The organism is Stenotrophomonas sp. TWI700, from assembly GCF_039673645.1.
In the GTDB taxonomy this organism is placed as follows: Bacteria; Pseudomonadota; Gammaproteobacteria; order Xanthomonadales; family Xanthomonadaceae; genus Stenotrophomonas; species Stenotrophomonas maltophilia_AA.
In genome coordinates this window covers 162,084-180,781 of record NZ_JBDJMB010000005.1, presented here as the reverse complement: position 1 = coordinate 180,781, position 18,698 = coordinate 162,084, and the positions used below count along the sequence as shown (strand labels likewise).

Genomic DNA, 18,698 nt, shown 5'->3' with positions numbered 1-18,698 from the left:
GGTTTGGGGGGGGACATACCCCTCGGGTTTTTTGCCGCTGCGCCAGATCGAAAACAGGATCCACACGCCGCAGAACCCGGCGCCGATGAAGCCGGCCACGCCGAGCGCGAGCAGCCAGCGGCTGGAGATGCCGCCGACGCTGTGCATGACGATCGAGGAGCCGATGATCAGCGCGGCAGTCACGATCCCCATCACCAGCCGGTTGGCGGCGCGGTTGACCTGGTCGCCGAAGCCCTGCAGCGCGGTGGTCTCGATCTTGAGCTGGAGCCGTCCGCGGCGCGCCATCTGCAGCAGGCGGCGCACATCGCGCGGCAGATCGCCAACCAGGTCCATCACCCCGACCAGGCTGCGCTTGCCGCGCTTGAGCATCGCGCCGGGCGAGTAGCGCTGCCACATCACGCGCTCCAGATAGGGACGCGCGGCACTGGCCATGTCGAACTGCGGATCGAGCTGGCGCCCCATGCCTTCCAGGGTGAGGAAAGTCTTGATCATCAGCGCCAGGTCGGCCGGCAGGGTCAACGCGTACTGGCGCAGCAGCTGGGTGATGTTGCCCAGCATCAGGCCCATGTGCAGGTCCTTGAGCGGCACGCCGCGGTACTGGTCGACGAAGGTGCTGATGTCCTGCTGCAGCCGCGATTCGTCGACCTCCACGCCCCCGGCCCAGTCCAGCAGCACGTCGGCCACCTGTTCCGGCTCCTGGGTGACCAGGCCATGCAGCAACTGGGCGACCTGGAAACGGCGCTGCTCGGAGATCGCACCGACCATGCCGAAATCGATCACGCCGATGCGGCCGTCGCGCAGATAGATGATGTTGCCCGGGTGCGGGTCGGCGTGGAAACAGCCGTCCTCCAGCACCATCTTCAGCACGATGCGCGCACCGGTGCGGGCCAGCTGCACGCGGTCGAGACCGGCCGCATCGACGCCGACCAGGTCACGACCGGGAATGCCGTCGACGAAGTCCTGCACGTTGAGGCTCTCGCAGGTCCACTCCCAGTGCACGTTGGGGATCAGGATGTCCTCGCGGCCCTGGAAGTTGCGCGCGATACGTTCGGCATTGCGGCATTCGGCGGCAAAATCCAGCTCGCGTCGCAACGAGACCTGGAACTGCTGCACGACTTCGGCCGGGCGGTAGCGCTGCAGGTCGGGCAGGCGCGCTTCGACGATTTCGGCCAGCCGCGCCAGCAGGCGCAGATCGGCCTCGATCACGTCACGGATGCCCGGCCGACGGATCTTCAGCACCACCGCGGTGCCGTCGTGCAGGGTCGCGCGGTGGGCCTGCGCCAACGACGCAGCCGCCATCGGCGTTTCATCCAGCCACGCGAACACCTCGGTGGCCGGCGCGCCCAGGTCGCGCTCCAGCTGATCGCGCACCTGTGCATACGGCAACGCGGGCACGGCGTTCTGCAGTTCGGAGAATTCAGCGATCCAGTCCGGCGGGAACAGGTCCACGCGGGTCGCCAGCACCTGGCCGAGTTTGACGAAGGTGGGGCCCAGGTCTTCCATCGCACGGCGCACGCGCACCGGTGCGGTCATCCGCAGCATCTGCTGGGTGTCGTTCCAGTGCAGCAGCCGGCCGGCGCGTTCGAGCACATCGGCCAGGCCGATCCGGCGCACCAGGTCGCCAAAGCCATAGCGGATCAGGACCGACGCGATTTCCTGCAATCGCCCCAGGTCACGCACGGTACCCAGCGTTTCCCACATCGGCCCACTCTCCTGTCAGCACACCCGGTCAGGATGTCACAACAGCGGGAAGATTCCGGTCAGTGCCTGCTGCACGGTCTGCCGCCGTATGGCTTCGCGGTCGCCCTCGAACTGGAACAGCTGCGCACGCGCGTAGCCGCCACGGCCCTTCCAGCCGATCCAGACGCTGCCCACCGGCTTGTCCTCGCTGCCGCCGCCGGGCCCGGCAATGCCGGTCACCGCCACGGCGATGCCGGCACCGGAATTGATCAGCGCACCGGAGACCATTTCCAGCACGGTCTCGCGGCTGACCGCACCGAACTGCTCCAGGGTCTGCGCACGTACGCCGAGCAGGCGTTGTTTGGCTTCATAGCTATAGACGACCATGCCGCAGTCGAAGAACGCCGAGGAGCCGGCGATATCGGTCATCGCCTTGGCGATCCAGCCACCACTGCAGCTTTCGGCGGTCACCAGCTGCAGCGAGGCCTGCTGCAGGCGCTGGCCCACGTCACTGGCGAGGGCGCCCAGCTCGGCGTCGGAAGGAACGGTCATGGGGAAATCCTGGATCAACGGGGGGACGAACGCCCCCTGTTTTAGCCGAAAACGTGGGTGGTGTCGTGTGTCGCCGGCCAGTGGCCGGCACACCCATCACCATTCCGGGAGCTTCTCCGGGAGCATCGCGCGGATCGGCTCGCCGCCCTCGCCGGCCGCCAGCTTCTCGGCCTCGGCGATCGGGATCTCGACCTGGAGCAGCCAACCGTCTTCGTCGGTGACTTCGCTGCGTACGACCTCCAGCTGATGCAGGCGCGACCGCAGGCGACCGGCGCTTGGCGGCAACCGCAGCTCGCCGCTGACATGCTGCAGGCCCAGGCGCTTGCCCAGCACGGACTGCAGCAGCGGCAGGCCGACATTGTCGCGGGCGGAAATCCAGACCCGCTCGCGGCGTGCGCTGTCCGGGATGCCGTCCTGGCCATCGTGGCGCACCTCGGCCCCGTCGATACGGTCGATCTTGTTGAACACCAGCAGCTGCGGCAGATCGCCCGCGCCGATGGCGGTCAGCACTTCATCCACCTGCGCGATGCGTTCCTCGCGGTGCGGATCGGCGGCATCGACGAGATGCAGCAGGAAGTCCGCTTCGCGGGCTTCGGACAAGGTCGACCGGAACGCGGCCACCAGATCATGCGGCAGGTCGCGGACGAAGCCGACGGTATCGGCGAGCACCACGCTGCCGCCCGGCAGTGCGATGCGGCGCACGGTCGGGTCCAGCGTCGCGAACAACTGGTCCGCGGCGTAGGCCTCGGCACCGGTCAACGCGTTGAACAGGGTCGACTTGCCGGCGTTGGTGTAGCCCACCAGGGCCACGCGCGGCAGCTCGCTGCGCAGGCGGGCACGGCGCATCTGGGTGCGCTGCACTTCCACCTTTTCCAGCTTCTTCTGCAGCTGTTCCACCCGCTTCTGCAGCAGGCGGCGATCGGTTTCCAGCTGGGTTTCACCCGGCCCGCGCAGGCCGATGGAACCGCCGCGCTGGCGCTCCAGATGGGTCCAGCCGCGGATCAGCCGCGTGGACATGTGGCGCAGCTGCGCCAGCTCGACCTGCAGCTTGCCTTCGTGGCTGCGCGCGCGCTGGGCGAAGATGTCCAGGATCAGCCCGGTGCGGTCGATCACGCGCCGCTCCAGGAAACGCTCCAGGTTGCGCTCCTGCCCCGGCGACAACGCATGGTTGACCAGGATCAGGTCGGCCCCGGTCGCATCGGCCGCAGCCTTGACCTCGTCCAGCTTGCCGCTGCCGATCAGGATCGACGGATTGGGCCGATCGATGCGCGCGGTCAGGGTGGCCGCGATGCTGGCCCCGGCGGAGCGGGCCAGATCGGTGAACTCTTCAAGCACGTCGTCTTCGAGCCGGCCGGCATGCGGCTGGATCAGGAGTGCGTGTTCGCCTCGCTTGGAACGGTCAAACACGCAGTTCTCCAGAAATTTTCACACTGTCACTCAACGTCGTCATCACCTTGGACGCCTTCGGCGCCATCATTGGACTGCACATAGCCACCACCGGGCCCGACCTTCACGTTGCGCGCCGGAACGACGGTCGAGATGGCGTGCTTGTACACCATCTGGCTCACCGTGTTACGCAGCAGCACCACGAACTGGTCGAACGATTCAATCGTCCCCTGCAGCTTGATGCCATTGACCAGATACACCGACACCGGCACACGTTCGCGCCGAAGTGCATTCAGAAACGGATCCTGCAGCGATTGCCCCTTGGACATTGCACACTCCTGATTATTGTTTTTATGGTCTTCCGGCAGTTGCCACGGCCCCCGCCGCCCGCCGGAACCCTTGATGGTACACGGGGTGGAGGCGTGAAGGCGTGGACTCAGCGTGCGACGAAGGTCGACACCGCATCCGCCAGGGAAGCCCTGTCTAAATGGGGATCGAACCAGCGCGCATCAAGCTCCCCGCGCAGCCAGGTCAGCTGACGCTTGGCCAGCTGACGGGTAGCCTGGATGCCGCGTTCACGGAACGCCGCCGCCGTACCCTGCCCGTCCAGATACTCCCAGGCCTGCCGGTAGCCCACTGCGCGCACCGCCGGCAGATCCAGCGGCGCCGCGACCCCGGCCATGGCAGGCAGGGCCCGCAGCGCGCGGACTTCGTCCAGGAACCCGTGGGCCAGCATGGCGTCGAAACGGGCCTCGATGCGCTGGTGCAGCACCGAGCGCTCGCGCGGTGCGAGGACCAGTTTGAGCGCCCGCACCGGCAGCCGGTCCACGCCAGGCAGTTTCTGCCACTCGCTGATCGGCGTGCCGGTCAGGCGATGGACTTCCAGCGCCCGCTGGATGCGTTGCGGGTCGGTGGCATGGATGCGCTTAGCAGCGGCCGGATCGATGCCGGCCAGCTGCGCATGCATCGCCGCCCAGCCCTGCTCGGCCGCCTCGGCCGCAATCTGCGCGCGCATCGCCGGATCGGCTTCGGGCATCGGCGACAGGCCCTGCAGCAGGGCGCGGAAATACAGCCCGGTGCCGCCGGCAAGGATCGGCATGCGCCCGCGCGCGATGATGTCGCGGACGGCACGCGCCGCGTCGCTGGCGAACTCCGCCGCCGAAAAGGTCTGCCACGGGTCGCGCACATCGAGCAGATGGTGCGGCGCCTGCGCGCGCTCGGCCGCATCGGGCTTGGCCGACCCGATATCCAACCCGCGATAGACCAGCGCCGAATCGACGCTGACGATCTCACCGTCCAGCTGCTGGGCCAGCGCGATCGCGGTGGCGGTCTTGCCCGACGCGGTTGGGCCCATGACCGCGATCGCCAGCGGGCGCCGATCGACGGCCATCAGTCCTCGTCCGGCCAGCGCGGCATCGCCGGGGCGGCGGATACCCGCGGCATCGGGACGGCATCGACCGCTGCCCACACCTTCAGGGCATCGACCGTGGCCGCGACATCGTGCACGCGCAGCAGCATCGCGCCGCGCTGGGCGGCGATCAGGTGCGCGGCCACCGAACCGGCCACGCGGTCACGCGGCTGCTCGCGACCGGTCAGTTCACCGATGCTGCGCTTGCGCGACAGGCCGGCCAGCATCGGCACGCCGAGCTCGAGGAACCTGTCCGAGCGCGCCAGCAGGGTCATGTTGTGTTCGGTGGTCTTGCCGAAGCCGAAGCCCAGATCGATGATCAGGTGCTTCTTGGCGACGCCGGCCATCTCGGCCTGGAACATGCGCTCGGTCAGGAAGCGATGCACTTCGGCGACCACGTCATCGTAGTGTGGGGTGTCCTGCATGCTGCCCGGCTCGCCCTGCATGTGCATCAGTACCACCGGCACGCCGAGGTCGGCGGCGGCGTCCAGCGCCCCCGGCTGGCGCAGTGCATGGATGTCATTGATCAGGCCGGCACCGGCCCCGACGGCGGCACGCATCACCTCGGGCTTGAAGGTGTCGATGCTGATCGGCACGGTGGTTTCGCGTGCCAGGCGCTCGATCACCGGGATGACCCGGCGCAGTTCTTCGTCCAGCGGCACCGGCGCACTGCCGGGCCGGGTCGACTCGCCGCCGATGTCGAGCAGGTCGGCGCCCTCGGCCACCAGCTGCAGGCCGTGTGCGACCGCGGCCTCGACGCTGTCGTGCTCAGCGCCGTCGGAAAACGAATCCGGGGTGACGTTGACGATGCCCATGACCCGCGGGCGATCCAGCCGCAGCAGGCGGCCGCCGCAATCGAGCTGGGGGGAGATATCGAACATGGGCAGATCCACGAAGTACGCCAGCGCGTAGTTTACGCCCGCGCACCGCTGCCAGCCCGGTCGTACGGGGCGCACTCCCCGGCATGCACATCCGCCGCGCTGGCGGAGTGCGGACGCTCAGCGCTGGCGGCGCTTGCGCTCCACGTAGACAGTCTTGGCGATGCTCATCAACACGCCGACCGCGATGCCGATGCCGGCGCCGAGCAGGAAGTTGTCGCGGGTCAGGCCGATGGCCACGCCGACGATCGTGGCGATCACCATTTCGGTGGTGTGCGAGATCGGCTGCGGCGGGGGTGCGGACATGGCGACTCCAGAACGGGAACGAATACGGTGTCCCATTATGACCTGCCGGAACCGACGAAGGCCGGGTTTCCCCGGCCTTCGTCACTTACGTGGGCAACATTCAGATCTGCTCGGCAGGACCGGCGATCGGCGCGACCGGACGGGCATCGCCGCCCTTGTCGTTGTTGTTGCCACCATCCTTGTTGCTGGGCGACTTGTCCCAGCCCATCGGCGGCGGCGGATCGCGGCCTTCCATCACGGCGTTGATCTGCGGCGCATCGATGGTCTCGTACTGCAGCAGCAGCTGGGACATCGTATGCAGCTTGTCGAGGTTGGCGGTCAGCAGTTCCGTGGTCCGGGCGTAGGCCTTGTCCAGGATGCTGCGGACGACTTCGTCGATGCGGCGGGCGGTGTCGTCGGAGACGCTCTTGTGCTGCGTCACCGAACGGCCGAGGAACACTTCATCATCCTCTTCGCCGTAGGCGATCGGGCCGAGCTCGTCGGACAGGCCCCACTTGGTGACCATGTTGCGAGCCATCTTGGTGGCGCGCTCGATGTCATTGGAGGCACCGGTGGTGACCTTGTCGGTGCCGAAGATCAGCTCTTCGGCAACGCGGCCACCGTACAGCGAGCACAGCTGCGACTCGATCGCGACGCGGTTCATCGAGTACTTGTCGCCTTCCGGCAGGTACATCGTCACGCCCAGCGCACGGCCGCGCGGAATGATGGTGACCTTGTAGACCGGATCGTGCTCGGGCACCAGGCGGCCGACGATGGCGTGGCCGGCTTCGTGATAGGCGGTGAGCGTCTTTTCTTCTTCGCTCATCGCCATCGAACGGCGTTCGGCACCCATCAGGATCTTGTCGCGGGCACGGTCGAAGTGGTCCATGCGGACTTCCTTCTCACCGCCACGCGCGGCAAACAGCGCTGCTTCGTTGGCCAGGTTGGCCAGGTCCGCACCGGAGAAGCCCGGGGTCCCCCGCGCGATCACCATCGGCTCGACATCGTCGGCCAGCGGCAGCTTGCGCATGTGCACCTTGAGGATCTGCTCGCGGCCCTTGACGTCCGGCAGGCCGACCACGACCTGGCGGTCGAAACGGCCCGGGCGCAGCAGCGCCGGATCCAGCACGTCGGGACGGTTGGTGGCGGCGATGACGATCACGCCCTCGCCTCCCTCGAAGCCGTCCATTTCGACCAGCAGCTGGTTCAGGGTCTGCTCGCGCTCGTCATGACCGCCGCCCAGGCCGGCACCACGGTGGCGACCGACGGCGTCGATTTCATCGATGAAGATGATGCACGGTGCCTGCTTCTTGGCCTGTTCGAACATGTCGCGCACGCGGCTGGCGCCGACGCCGACGAACATTTCCACGAAGTCCGAACCGGAGATCGAGAAGAACGGGACCTTGGCTTCGCCGGCGATCGCACGGGCCAGCAGGGTCTTGCCGGTACCCGGCGGGCCGACCATCAGCACGCCGCGCGGAATCTTGCCACCCAGCTTGGTGAACTTGGTCGGGTCGCGCAGGAAGTCGACCAGCTCGCCGACTTCTTCCTTGGCTTCGTCGCAACCAGCGACGTCGGCGAAGGTGACCTTGATCTGGTCTTCGCCCTGCAGCTTGGCGCGCGACTTGCCGAAGGACATCGCGCCCTTGGCACCGCCGCCACCGCCCTGCATCTGGCGCATGATGAAGATCCAGAAGCCGATGATCAGGATCACCGGGAGGAAGTTCATCAGGATCGCGCCCAGCGAGATGCCGCTGGACGGGGGCGCCTGCTCGAATTCCACTTTCTTGCCACGCAGCACGTTGATCAGGTCGCGATCGTAGGGCGCGGTGATGGTGCTGGTCTGGCCGCTGCGGGTGGTGTAGGTCACATCATTGGCACCGCCGCGCATTTCGCCCAGCACTACCTTCTGGATGTTGCCGCTGTCCACCTGGTCCAGGAACTGCGAATACGTCGCGCCCTGTGCGCCGGCTCCGCTGCTCTTCGGCGAGAAGCTCTGGAAGACCACCATCAGCACGACGGCGACGACCACCCATAGCAGGAGGTTCTTGGTCAAGTCGTTCATCCTCATTGGCTCCGGTGTTCCTCTAATTCCTGACGCGATTCGTATGGTTGAGCTTACTTGATCTGCGCGCGTTTTCCCTGCCCCAAGGCATACACCTCGGGCGAGCGCTTCCGGGACGCTTCAGGCTTGCGGATCACCACTTTGTCGTACCGGCGGCGCATTTCGCGCACGTAGTCGTCAAAGCCCACGCCCTGGAACAGCTTGATCAGGAACGCGCCACCGGGCTTGAGATGGTTGTCGGCAAAATCCAACGCCAACTCCGCCAGGTGCATCATCCGCGGTTGGTCCACCGCGTCCATTCCACTCTTATTGGGGGCCATATCCGAGAGCACAAGGTCCACCGGCTGATCGCCCAGCATGGCTTCGAACTCCGATAGGACGGTCTGCTCCCTGAAGTCCCCGTGAAGGAACTCCACGCCGGCCAGCGGCGGCATCTCCAGGATGTCCAGCGCCAGCACCCGGCCGGTGTCGCCGATCTGGCGGCGGACCTGCTGGGACCAGCCGCCCGGGGCGGCGCCCAGGTCGACCACGACCATGTGCGGCTTCAGCAGCCGATCCCGCTGCAGCAACTCCTCCAGCTTGTAGGCGGCGCGCGAACGCATGCCCTCGGCCTGGGCCTTCTTCACGAAGGGGTCGGCGAAGTGCTCTTTCAACCAGCGTTGACTGCTTTTGCTACGGGTTGCCATTGAGATGCGGGTCGGATGGGGAGGTCATGATACCCTGATCGCCCCAGTTAACCGCTTGTTCCTGAATGGCTATCGCCCTGACTTCTTCCCAAACCCGTTTCCTCCGCGGCCACGCGCATGATCTGAAAGCCCTGCTCCAGATCGGCGGCAAGGGGGTGACACCGGCCTTCCTGGCTGAACTGGAAGAGGTGCTGGAGCGCCACGAGCTGATCAAGGTCAAGGTCGCCGCCGAAGACCGCGAGGCCCGTGACGCCCTCATCGCCGAGCTGGTCAGTGCCAGCGAAAGCGCGTTGGTGCAGCGCATCGGCCACGTCGCCGTGCTGTACCGCCCGAGCAAGGAACAGCGCCAGATCGTCCTGCCGCGCGGCTGATCCCGGAACGCCCATGCAGCTGAGCCACGAAATCCCCGACTACGCCTACGCCCTGCGCGCCGCCGATGGCCGCAGCGCGAAGGTGAATGACCGGATGCTGGCCGCCAGTTTCATCCTGGCCCCGGATACGCTGATCGAGGCCTGGCCGGTGACCGACATCGCCCAGCTCACGCCCGAGCACCTGCAGCCGGTGCTGGCCTTGAACCCCGCGCTGGTCGTGCTGGGCACGGGCGACACCCAGGTGTTCCCGCCGGCCGCGGTCATGGCCGCCTGCCTGACCCGGGGGATCGGCCTGGAAGTGATGAACAACCCGGCCGCGGCGCGGACCTTCAACATCCTCGCCAGCGAGGGTCGCAAGGTGGCGGCGGCGTTCATCCTGAAGGGGTGAGACCGGGATTTCCGTTCAGAAAAGGCCGCCCTTGGGGCGGCCTTTTTCGTTCTTACTTCGGCGGCAGGTACAGCAGCGGATCGACTGGCTTGCCGTTGTAGCGGATTTCGAAGTGCAGCATGTCGCGCGCAGCACCCGTCCGGCCCATCTCGGCGATCTGCTCGCCAGCCTTGACGCTCTGGCCTTCGTTGACCAGACGCTTGCGGTTGTGGCCATAGGCCGACAGCCACTGGTCGCTGTGCTTGATGATGATCAGCTCGCCGAAGCCGACCAGGCCGGCACCGGAGTACACCACCACGCCGGCGGCCGTCGCGCGGACCGGCTGGCCACTGGCGCCGGCGATGTCCACGCCCTGCTTGGTCGCTTCACCCGCGACGAAACGGCCGACGATCGCGCCATCCGCCGGCCAGCGCCAGCTGATGTTGCTCTTGATCGCGGTGGTCGGTGCCGGGGTCGCGGCCGGCGCGGAGGTGCCCGGGCGCGGCGCGGTGACCACGGTGGTCGGCGCGCGGCCGGGACTGCCGCTGCCGCCCGGGTACAGGCGCAGCGACTGGCCGGGATAGATCGTGTACGGCTCGGCCAGCCTATTCCAGGCCGCCAGGTCACGCGGCGTGATGTTGTGGATGCGGGCCAGCGCATACAGCGTGTCGCCGCGGCGGACGACCGCCGTCTGGCCCGGCTTGGCCACCGAGGTCTGCGGGGTGCTGTGGGCCACGCCACCGCCCGAGCCCGAAGGCCGCACCACGGTGGCGGTGCCGCAGGCGCTCAGCGCCGACACCACCAACAGCAGCGCGCCGGTGCGCACTCCTTTGCTCAAACGATCAGCACTCATGCGAACTTCGACCTCCATACAAGCCAGGCCACCAGCACGACCACCAGCGCGGTCGCGATCCAGCCCAACGGTTCAATCCAACGGCGCAGCGCAGCTTCCGCGCGCGGCCCGCCAATACGAATGACCGCCGCAAGCACGTACACGCGCTTGCCACGGCCGATCAACATGCTCAGGAAATACTGTGGCAACGGCACGCCGACGATACCCGATGCCCATGTGAAGACCTTCATCGGGATCGGCATGAAACCGCCCAGCACCAGGAAGGTGAACACTGCCCACGGCGACTCGGCCATCTTGGCCTGCACGAGGGCGATGCCGCCTTCGATGCTGGTCAACATGCCCAGCGCGGCGAAGACCGGCTTGAGCGCTTCGAAGGCGAAGTGACCCAGCGCATAGCCGACCAGCGCACCGGCCATCGAGCCGGACAGGCTGAGTGTGGCGAACCACCAGCCGCGCTTGGGCTGGGCAACGCACATCGGGGCGAGCATCACCTCGGGCATCACCGGGAAGATGATCGCCTCGATGAAGCTCAACACCGTCAGATAGGTCGGCGCGCGCTCGTGCGCGGCCCACTTCATTGCCCGCTCGTACAGCGGACCGAAAATCTTCATGACGCAACGCTCCTTGGAATCAGTCCAGCATGCCAGACAGCAGCGGCACGAACGTGACCGGTGCCAGTACCTGCTGTTCGACACTGCCGTCATCGCGACGGGTCAACTGGATCAGCGACTGCGCGCCCGGGCCGCCGACCGGTGCGACCAGGCGGCCGCCGACGGCAAGCTGCTCGACCAGCGCATCGACCAGCGCCGGTGCCGCCGCAGTCACCACGATCGCATCGTACGGACCGTGCTCGGCCCAGCCGACGCGACCGTCGTCATGCTTGCTGCGGATGTTCATGCCCAGGGCGCGGAAGCGCTTGCGCGCCTGGCGCAGCAGATCGCCGATGCGCTCGACCGTGTACACCTCCAGCCCGATCGCGCCCAGCACGGCGGCCTGGTAGCCCGATCCGGTGCCCACTTCCAGTACCGTCTTCGGCGCGGACTGCAACACCGCTTCGGTCATGCGCGCCACCACCCAGGGCTGGGAAATGGTCTGGCCATGGCCGATCGGCAGAGCGGTGTCCTCGTAGGCACGCGAGGCCAGCGCTTCATCGATGAACAGATGGCGCGGCACCACGCGGATGGCATTGAGGGTGGCTTCGTCGGCGATGCCGGCATCGCGCAGGCGATCCACCAGGCGATCGCGGACCCGCTGCGAGGTCATGCCGATGCCGACGGCTTCGGGCTGCAGGCGCAGGCGTGGGCTCATGCCGGCCGGTCCAGTGCGGCAGTCAGCCCGCCGACCCAGCTGGCCACTTTCTCCAGCGCCTGGTAACGGGTGAGGTCGACCTGGATCGGGGTGATCGAGATGAAGCCGTTGCGCACCGCATGGAAATCCGTGCCGGGGCCGGAGTCCTGCTCGCGCCCGGCCGGGCCGATCCAGAACACCTGGTTGCCGCGCGGGTCGCGCTGCGCGATGCAGCCCTCGGCGCGATGGCGGTTGCCCAGGCGGGTCACTTCGAAACCACGCACCTCGCTCCACGGCAGGTCCGGCACGTTGACGTTGAGGATGGTGTCGGCCGGCAGCGGATCGGCCTTGAGGCGGGTCACGATCTCGACCGCGGCACGCGCGGCGGTCTCGAAATGACGGGGCTCGTGGTTGTGCGTGACCAGCGACATCGCCACGGCAGGCAAACCGAGGAAACGTCCTTCCATCGCCGCCGACACGGTGCCGGAGTAGATGACGTCGTCGCCGAGGTTGGCCGCGTTGTTGATGCCCGAGACCACCATGTCAGGCTCGTACTCGAGCATGCCGGTCAGGGCCAGGTGCACGCAGTCGGTCGGCGTGCCGGCCACCGAGCAGGTGTAGTGGTCGATGCGTTTCATGCGGATCGGCAGGTCCAGGGTCAGCGAATTGCTGGCGCCGGAACGATCACGATCAGGAGCGACCACGGTCACTTCATGACCGGCGTCACGCAATACCGTGGCGAGCATCTTGATGCCCGGGGCATCGACACCGTCGTCGTTGCTGACCAGAATCCGCATCTGCGATTTAACCGCTTGATTTTTCAAGACTTCGATTCCATCACTTCCCACTGTTGGCGGCGGTGGCCCTGCCCCTCCCGGGACCGGACGACCGCGCAAGTGCGTCAGCTATTGTGCCGCAAGCAGACAGATCGTCCTACCCCGATAACGGTAGGCATCGCCCTTCCCGCCCATTAGGCTGTACGCATGTCACATCCTGAAGACGAAGATCCCGCGGCGCTGTTCCGGGCCGCCATCGGCGAGGTCACGCCGCTGCGCAAGGCCGTCACCCCGCCGCCGGCCGCGCCGCGGCCCAAGCCGCGTGCGCGGATGGCCGAACAGGATGAACAGGAGGCCCGCGGGGAATTCGCCCGGCTGCTGCGCGACAGCAGCCCGCTGGAGGCCGGCGATACCGCCAGCTACCGGCGCGACAACCTGCCACCGCGGATGTTCCAGCGGCTCAAGCGCGGGCAGTATTCGGTGCAGGACGAACTCGACCTGCATGGCGCGACGGTCGCGCAGGCCGAGGCACTGCTGCGGCAGTTCCTGGTGGAGGCGCACGCGCATGAGTACGGCTGCGTGCGCATCATCCACGGCAAGGGGCTGCAGTCCGACGGGGGTGCGCCGGTGCTGAAGAATCTGGTCGATCGCCTGCTGCGGCTGCGCAACGACGTGCTGGCGTTTCATTCCGCGCCCGCCGGGCAAGGCGGAACGGGCGCGGTGCTGGTACTGCTGGCAAACCGGTAGCCACCCCATGGGTGGCTGCACGGGGTGCCGATCGTGCTGCATCCACGCATGGCGTGGCTCTACGCCTCCGGTGCGGCCTGGCTGGCGTCTTCCACCGGACCCAACTCGTGCAGTACCGCAGTGGCGTAGCAGCCCGGCGGCAGTGCGAAGCTGAGTTCCAGCACATCCGCAGCCAGCCACTGGTGCTGCAGCATGGCCGGGCGCAGGCGAAGCGCGCGGCGCTCCTGCTTCAGGCGGGCGCTTTCCAGGCCGGCCCGCAGCGCCAGCGATTGCTCGTCCGACACCGCGCCCAGTTCCAGTTCGGCGGCGGCACCGGTGCTGCGCAGCTCGCCCTCGCCCCACAACGGGCCGCTGGGATGGATGTCGAACCGGCCGAGGCGATCGGCCAGCAGATCCGTCCACGGCTCCGGGCCGAACACGCTGCGGCTGCCGTCGAGCATCCAGACCTCGCCGTCCAGCGGCGTGTCCCAGTTGCCCTGCTCCACGCGTGCCGCCAGCACCTGATTGAACAAGGCCGAACGCGCCGCCGAAAGCAGCAACGAACGCTGGTCGGGGCGCATGCGACGGCCACCGAACATCGCCAGCGCGGCCGGCACGTTGCCGCCATCGCGGCCGAAGCGCTGCTCACCGAACCAGTTCGGCAGGCCGCGCGAGGCGATATGGGACAGGCGCTCTTCGATGGCTGCGGGATCGCCCTGCACATCGCGCAGCACCAGCTTGAAGCGGTTGCCGGCCAGCGCACCGCGTTGCAGCTTGCGGTTGTGCCAGGTCGACTCCACCACCTCGATCTCGTCCGACGCCAGCAGCGCCGGGTCCGGTGCCACGCGCTTGGGCAGGTGCACGCTGAAGCGCTGCGTGGTGACCGCGTGGCGATCCTTCATGCCGGCGTAGCTGACCCCCATGTCCGGCAGCCCGGCCCACTTGGCCAGCACCTTGGCGACATGCACGGTGTTGGCGCCGCGCTTGCGGAGGGTCAGCAGCAGGTGCTCACCCTCCCCGCTCGGCTCGAATGCCGGCAGTTCGTCGACCTGGAAGTCCTCGGGCGTGGTGCGGATCTTCGCGCTGAGCAGCGGCGCACCGAACGCCAGCGGCAACGGGATCACAGCGCCACCAGCAGCACGCTGGCCTGGGCGGCGATGCCCTCGCTGCGGCCGGTGAAGCCCAGCTTCTCCGACGTGGTCGCCTTGACGCTCACGCAGTCCAGCGCAATGCCGAGCACGGCAGCGATGCGCTCGCGCATGGCCAGGGCGTGCGGGCCGACCTTCGGCCGCTCGCAGATCACGGTGATGTCGGTGTTGCCGACCTGCCAGCCGCGCGCGCGCAGCAGCCCGTTGCAATGGTCGAGCAGGTGCGCGCTGTCCGCGCCCTTCCAGCGCATGTCGGTCGGCGGGAAATGCACGCCGATGTCACCCAGCGCCAACGCACCGAGCATCGCATCGCACAGCGCGTGCAGGATCACATCGCCATCGCTGTGCGCGAGCACCCCGCAGCTGTGTTCGACGCGGATGCCGCCGAGCATGATGTGGTCGCCCTCGCCGAAGGCATGGACGTCGTAGCCCTGTCCGATGCGGAAGGGAGGAAACTGTGGCGTGGTCATTGCAAGAACCTGCGGTTGGGTGCGGCGCGTGCGGACGTCAGGGTGCGCGACGCGACAGCACGAATTCGAAACGGGACAGATCAGCCGGGGTGGTGACCTTGAAATTGTCTTCGCTGCCTTCCACCAGCAGCGGGCGCAGCCCCTGGCGCTCCATCGCCATGGCTTCGTCGGTGATGTCCACGCCGGCGTCGGCCGCCTCCTGCAGCGCGCGCGCCAACTGGTGGCGGCGGAACAGCTGCGGGGTCAGCGCGCGCCAGAGGCGCTCGCGTGGCTCGGTGGCATCGATGCCGCCGTCATCGCCGGCACGCTTGAGCGTATCGCGTACCGGTGCGGCCAGGATCGCCCCGACCGGGTCGGCACGCCCGACTTCCAGCAGGCGACCGAGATCGGCAGCGGCCAGGTTCGGGCGTGCGGCGTCGTGGACCAGCACGAAATCGTCGGCGCGTACGTCATCCGGCAAGGCCTGCAGGCCGGCCAGCACCGAGCCGGCGCGGGTCGCGCCGCCGATGCAGGTCCGAATGGGTTTGTCCGCCAGCGACTGCCAGCCCGGCCAGTCGGCGTCGTTCTCGGCGATCACCACCATCACCCCGGCCACGACCGGGTGCGAAAGCAGTGCCTCGAGGGTATGGGCCAGCAGCACACGGTCGCCGGCGAGCAGATACTGCTTGGGCGTGGCCCCGCCGAAGCGGGTGCCACGGCCAGCGGCGGGAACCACCGCCCAGATGCCCGCCATCAGGGAATATCCTGATGCGGCGCGTCCGGGTCGGTGACCGCCGTCGGCGCACGCGGAGGCGGCACCGGCGCGTCTTCGACCACGCGGTAGAACTTCTCGCCGGGCTTGATCATGCCCAGCTCGCTGCGCGCGCGTTCTTCGATCGCTGCTTCGCCTTCCTTGAGGTCCTTGACCTCGGCAGCGAGCGCGTCATTGCGCTGCTGCAGCCCGGCGTTGTCCCGCTTCTGGTTCTCGACCTGGGCCTCGAGCATCATCACTTCGCCCGAGTTGCCCGGTCCAAACCAGAAGCGGTACTGCAGCCATGCGAGCAGCAGCGCGAGCACCAGCAGCAGCCAGCGCCAGTTGCGCATGCGATCAGCGCTTCAGCGACACGAACGCGTCACGACCGGCGTAACGCGCGCCGGCACCGAGGGCTTCCTCGATACGCAGCAGCTGGTTGTACTTGGCCACGCGATCGCTGCGGCACAGCGAGCCGGTCTTGATCTGGGTGGCGGTGGTGGCCACGGCGATGTCGGCGATGGTGGTGTCTTCGGTTTCGCCCGAACGGTGCGAGACGATCGAGGCGTAGTTGGCCGCGTGCGCCATGGCGATCGCTTCCAGGGTCTCGGTCAGGGTGCCGATCTGGTTGACCTTGATCAGGATCGCGTTGGCGGTGCCGGACTCGATGCCTTCCTTGAAGATCTTCGGGTTGGTGACGAACAGATCGTCACCCACCAGCTGCACCTTGTTGCCGATGCGGTCAGTCAGCAGCTTCCAGCCCGCCCAGTCGTTCTCGGCCAGGCCGTCTTCGATGGTCACGATCGGGTACTGCGCGGCCCAGTCGGCCAGGAAGTCGACGAACTGCTCGGAGGTCAGGCGCTTGTTCTCGCCGACCAGGTTGTACTTGCCGTTCTCGTAGAACTCGCTGGAGGCCACGTCGAGGCCCAGCAGCACGTCTTCACCGGCGGTGTAGCCGGCCTTGCCGATCGCTTCCAGGATGGTGTCCAGCGCTTCGACGTTGCTGCGGAAGTCCGGCGCGAAGCCGCCTTCATCGCCCACCGCCGTGCTCAGGCCGTGGCCCTTCAGCACCGACTTCAGCGAATGGAAGATTTCGGTACCGGCACGCAGCGACTCGGAGAACGAGGTGAAGCCGACCGGCAGCACCATGAATTCCTGGAAGTCGACGTTGTTGTCGGCATGCGCGCCGCCGTTGATGATATTCATCATCGGCACCGGCAGGGTCACGTCACGGCCGTTGGCCAGGTGCTGCCACAGCGCCTGCTTCTTCGAGGCGGCCACGGCATGGGCATTGGCCAGCGAAACACCGAGCAGCGCGTTCGCGCCGAGGCGGCCCTTGTTCTCGGTGCCGTCCAGGTCGATCAGGCGGCGGTCGAGGCCTTCCTGGTCGGCGGCATCGAAGCCCTTCAGCGCGGTCGCGATGGTGGTGTTGACGTTGGACACGGCGTTGCGCACGCCCTTGCCCAGGTAACGGGTCTTGTCGCCGTCACGCAGTTCCACGGCTTCCTTGGTGCCGGTCGAGGCGCCCGAGGGCACCGCGGCACGACCGAACGAGCCGTCCTCGAGGATGACTTCGGCTTCCAGCGTGGGATTGCCACGGCTGTCGAGGATTTCACGGGCGTGGATGCTGCGGATCGTGGTCATAGCGGGCCGGTTACCAGTCAGAGGGGGGAGGCGCCGCCAACGCAGCGCCAAAAAAAACATGCCGCGTGATTATCCCTGCACACCCGCCACTTGCCAAATCGGCGTAGCGGCAGGCAGCACCCCGGCCACGCTGGCGTGGCGCGAGACCAGCGACGGGATCAACAACACCAGCATCAGCACGGCCAGCAGCGCCAGCGCGGCACCGCCACCCGCCGCCTGCCGGCGCAGCCGGAACGCGAGCACGCTGGCGGTCACGCAGGCCAGTGCGGCGGTGCCGGTCAGCGACAGCGTCGCCAACAGCATGGGCATTACCCCGCGCAGTGCGTTGTCGCCATCACCGGGCGAGCCCATGCTGGTGAACATCAGCACCACCATCAGGAACACCCCGCACCAGGCGGCGATCGCCGCGCCCAGCGCGATCCAGCCCCAGGCCCAGCCGCGCCAGCCGCGGCGCACCGCGGGGGACGCCGGAACGTCGGCCATCATGCGAAGCGCGAGAACCCGTGCTTCTTGGTGACCGCGTCGAGCTCCATCAGGGTTTCGAGCAGTTCTTCCATGCGGTCCAGCGGCCACGCGTTGGGACCATCGGACAGCGCCTTGGACGGATCCGGGTGGGTCTCGGCGAACAGGCCGGAGACACCGACTGCCACCGCTGCGCGCGCCAGCACCGGCACGAATTCGCGCTGGCCACCGGAGCTGTTGCCCTGCCCGCCCGGCAGCTGCACCGAATGGGTGGCATCGAACACGACCGGGCAACCGGTATCGCGCATCACCGACAGCGAGCGCATGTCGCTGACCAGGTTGTTGTAGCCGAAGCTGGCGCCGCGCTCGCAGACCATGATGTCCTGGTTGCCGGTGGCCTTGGCCTTCTCCACGACAGGCTTCATGTCCCACGGCGACAGGAACTGGCCCTTCTTGATGTTGACCGGCTTGCCGGCCGCGCACACCTTGGTGATGAAATCGGTCTGGCGCACCAGGAAGGCCGGCGTCTGCAGCACGTCCACCACCGAGGCCACTTCGTCCATCGGGGTGTATTCGTGCACGTCGGTGAGCACCGGCACGCCGATCTGCTTCTTCACTTCGGCCAGGACCTTCAGGCCCTCTTCCATGCCCGGGCCGCGGAAGGCGGTGCCGGAGGTCCGGTTGGCCTTGTCGAAGCTCGACTTGAAGATGAAGTTGATGCCGAGGCGATCGGTGATTTCCTTCAACTTGCCAGCCACGTCCAGCTGCAGCTGCATCGACTCGATCACACACGGGCCGGCGATCAGGAACAGGGGCTGGTCCAGCCCGACGTCAAATCCACACAGTTTCATGGCGTTTCCTTGTTGTCCGGCGGACACTGGCCAGGCCAGCCGCCGTGGGTGATTAGCGCTCTGCAATGGGGGC

At 67.4% G+C, this 18,698-nt stretch carries 23 protein-coding genes; 3 read left to right on the top strand and 20 right to left on the bottom strand.

Features of this window, described 5'->3' with window-relative positions; translation table 11 throughout:
* The 9 genes from ubiB to rlmE all read right to left on the bottom strand — a co-directional run.
* The coding region (ubiB, locus tag ABE473_RS06620; protein WP_346488886.1) for a 2-polyprenylphenol 6-hydroxylase at positions 1–1,701 on the bottom strand (1,701 nt) is incomplete at its 3' end.
* 36 nt (positions 1,702–1,737) lie between these two features.
* The gene (locus ABE473_RS06615) at positions 1,738–2,232 is read right to left on the bottom strand and encodes a CinA family protein (RefSeq protein ID WP_176989644.1); all 495 of its coding nucleotides are present in this window, start codon (positions 2,230–2,232) and stop codon (positions 1,738–1,740) included.
* A gap of 96 nt (positions 2,233–2,328) precedes the next feature.
* Positions 2,329–3,639 (bottom strand): ribosome rescue GTPase HflX, encoded by a 1,311-nt coding sequence (hflX, locus tag ABE473_RS06610; RefSeq protein ID WP_176989643.1) that lies wholly within the window; start codon positions 3,637–3,639, stop codon positions 2,329–2,331.
* Between the two features lie 26 nt (positions 3,640–3,665).
* A complete protein-coding gene (gene hfq / locus ABE473_RS06605; RefSeq protein ID WP_019183319.1) occupies positions 3,666–3,947 on the bottom strand; it encodes an RNA chaperone Hfq in 282 nt (93 codons plus the stop codon).
* A 107-nt stretch (positions 3,948–4,054) separates the two neighbouring features.
* Entirely contained in the window at positions 4,055–5,008 is a 954-nt protein-coding gene (gene miaA, locus ABE473_RS06600; protein ID WP_346488885.1) for a tRNA (adenosine(37)-N6)-dimethylallyltransferase MiaA, read from the bottom strand.
* Positions 5,008–5,907, bottom strand: a complete 900-nt coding sequence (gene folP, locus ABE473_RS06595) for a dihydropteroate synthase (RefSeq protein ID WP_346488884.1) — start codon at positions 5,905–5,907, stop codon at positions 5,008–5,010. Before folP ends, miaA begins: the two co-directional genes overlap by 1 nt.
* A 117-nt stretch (positions 5,908–6,024) precedes the next feature.
* On the bottom strand, positions 6,025–6,210 hold the full coding sequence (locus ABE473_RS06590; RefSeq protein ID WP_346488883.1) for a hypothetical protein: 186 nt from the start codon (positions 6,208–6,210) through the stop codon (positions 6,025–6,027).
* Positions 6,211–6,310: 100 nt separating this feature from the next.
* Positions 6,311–8,254, bottom strand: coding sequence for an ATP-dependent zinc metalloprotease FtsH (gene ftsH / locus ABE473_RS06585; RefSeq protein WP_176989639.1), 1,944 nt, complete (start codon positions 8,252–8,254; stop codon positions 6,311–6,313).
* A 53-nt stretch (positions 8,255–8,307) separates the two neighbouring features.
* On the bottom strand, positions 8,308–8,940 hold the full coding sequence (rlmE, locus tag ABE473_RS06580; RefSeq protein ID WP_176989638.1) for a 23S rRNA (uridine(2552)-2'-O)-methyltransferase RlmE: 633 nt from the start codon (positions 8,938–8,940) through the stop codon (positions 8,308–8,310).
* A 65-nt stretch (positions 8,941–9,005) separates the two neighbouring features.
* On the opposite strand from rlmE, the gene yhbY reads away from it, so the two are divergent.
* Complete coding sequence (gene yhbY / locus ABE473_RS06575) at positions 9,006–9,311, top strand: ribosome assembly RNA-binding protein YhbY (RefSeq protein ID WP_019183325.1); 306 nt, start codon at positions 9,006–9,008, stop codon at positions 9,309–9,311.
* A 13-nt stretch (positions 9,312–9,324) separates the two neighbouring features.
* On the top strand, positions 9,325–9,699 hold the full coding sequence (locus ABE473_RS06570; protein ID WP_346478614.1) for an Mth938-like domain-containing protein: 375 nt from the start codon (positions 9,325–9,327) through the stop codon (positions 9,697–9,699).
* Positions 9,700–9,751: 52 nt separating this feature from the next.
* Here the strand turns inward: ABE473_RS06570 and ABE473_RS06565 are convergent, their stop codons facing one another.
* The 4 genes from ABE473_RS06565 to surE are packed head-to-tail and all read right to left on the bottom strand — an operon-like array spanning position 9,752 to position 12,615.
* A complete protein-coding gene (locus ABE473_RS06565; protein ID WP_346488882.1) occupies positions 9,752–10,531 on the bottom strand; it encodes a peptidoglycan DD-metalloendopeptidase family protein in 780 nt (259 codons plus the stop codon).
* Entirely contained in the window at positions 10,528–11,142 is a 615-nt protein-coding gene (locus tag ABE473_RS06560; protein ID WP_176989635.1) for a YqaA family protein, read from the bottom strand. Before ABE473_RS06560 ends, ABE473_RS06565 begins: the two co-directional genes overlap by 4 nt.
* A gap of 19 nt (positions 11,143–11,161) precedes the next feature.
* Positions 11,162–11,839: a protein-L-isoaspartate(D-aspartate) O-methyltransferase gene (locus tag ABE473_RS06555; protein WP_176989634.1), complete on the bottom strand. Its 678-nt coding sequence runs from the start codon at positions 11,837–11,839 to the stop codon at positions 11,162–11,164.
* Entirely contained in the window at positions 11,836–12,615 is a 780-nt protein-coding gene (gene surE / locus ABE473_RS06550; RefSeq protein WP_176989896.1) for a 5'/3'-nucleotidase SurE, read from the bottom strand. Before surE ends, ABE473_RS06555 begins: the two co-directional genes overlap by 4 nt.
* Positions 12,616–12,801: 186 nt before the next feature.
* Here surE and ABE473_RS06545 point away from each other — a divergent pair, with 186 nt between their 5' ends.
* Complete coding sequence (locus ABE473_RS06545) at positions 12,802–13,341, top strand: Smr/MutS family protein (RefSeq protein WP_346488881.1); 540 nt, start codon at positions 12,802–12,804, stop codon at positions 13,339–13,341.
* A 59-nt stretch (positions 13,342–13,400) separates the two neighbouring features.
* On the opposite strand, the gene truD is transcribed toward ABE473_RS06545, so the two are convergent.
* From truD to kdsA, 7 genes are all read right to left on the bottom strand, one after another.
* Entirely contained in the window at positions 13,401–14,444 is a 1,044-nt protein-coding gene (gene truD / locus ABE473_RS06540) for a tRNA pseudouridine(13) synthase TruD (RefSeq protein WP_346488880.1), read from the bottom strand.
* On the bottom strand, positions 14,441–14,938 hold the full coding sequence (gene ispF, locus ABE473_RS06535; RefSeq protein ID WP_346488879.1) for a 2-C-methyl-D-erythritol 2,4-cyclodiphosphate synthase: 498 nt from the start codon (positions 14,936–14,938) through the stop codon (positions 14,441–14,443). Before ispF ends, truD begins: the two co-directional genes overlap by 4 nt.
* A gap of 37 nt (positions 14,939–14,975) precedes the next feature.
* Positions 14,976–15,674, bottom strand: coding sequence for a 2-C-methyl-D-erythritol 4-phosphate cytidylyltransferase (gene ispD, locus ABE473_RS06530; protein WP_346488895.1), 699 nt, complete (start codon positions 15,672–15,674; stop codon positions 14,976–14,978).
* Positions 15,671–16,021 (bottom strand): cell division protein FtsB, encoded by a 351-nt coding sequence (ftsB, locus tag ABE473_RS06525; RefSeq protein WP_176989630.1) that lies wholly within the window; start codon positions 16,019–16,021, stop codon positions 15,671–15,673. Before ftsB ends, ispD begins: the two co-directional genes overlap by 4 nt.
* 4 nt (positions 16,022–16,025) lie before the next feature.
* A complete protein-coding gene (eno, locus tag ABE473_RS06520) occupies positions 16,026–17,312 on the bottom strand; it encodes a phosphopyruvate hydratase (RefSeq protein WP_121041757.1) in 1,287 nt (428 codons plus the stop codon).
* Positions 17,313–17,381: 69 nt separating this feature from the next.
* Positions 17,382–17,798, bottom strand: a complete 417-nt coding sequence (locus ABE473_RS06515; protein ID WP_346488878.1) for a hypothetical protein — start codon at positions 17,796–17,798, stop codon at positions 17,382–17,384.
* Entirely contained in the window at positions 17,795–18,625 is an 831-nt protein-coding gene (gene kdsA / locus ABE473_RS06510; RefSeq protein WP_019183338.1) for a 3-deoxy-8-phosphooctulonate synthase, read from the bottom strand. Before kdsA ends, ABE473_RS06515 begins: the two co-directional genes overlap by 4 nt.
* Positions 18,626–18,698: the final 73 nt, after the last annotated feature.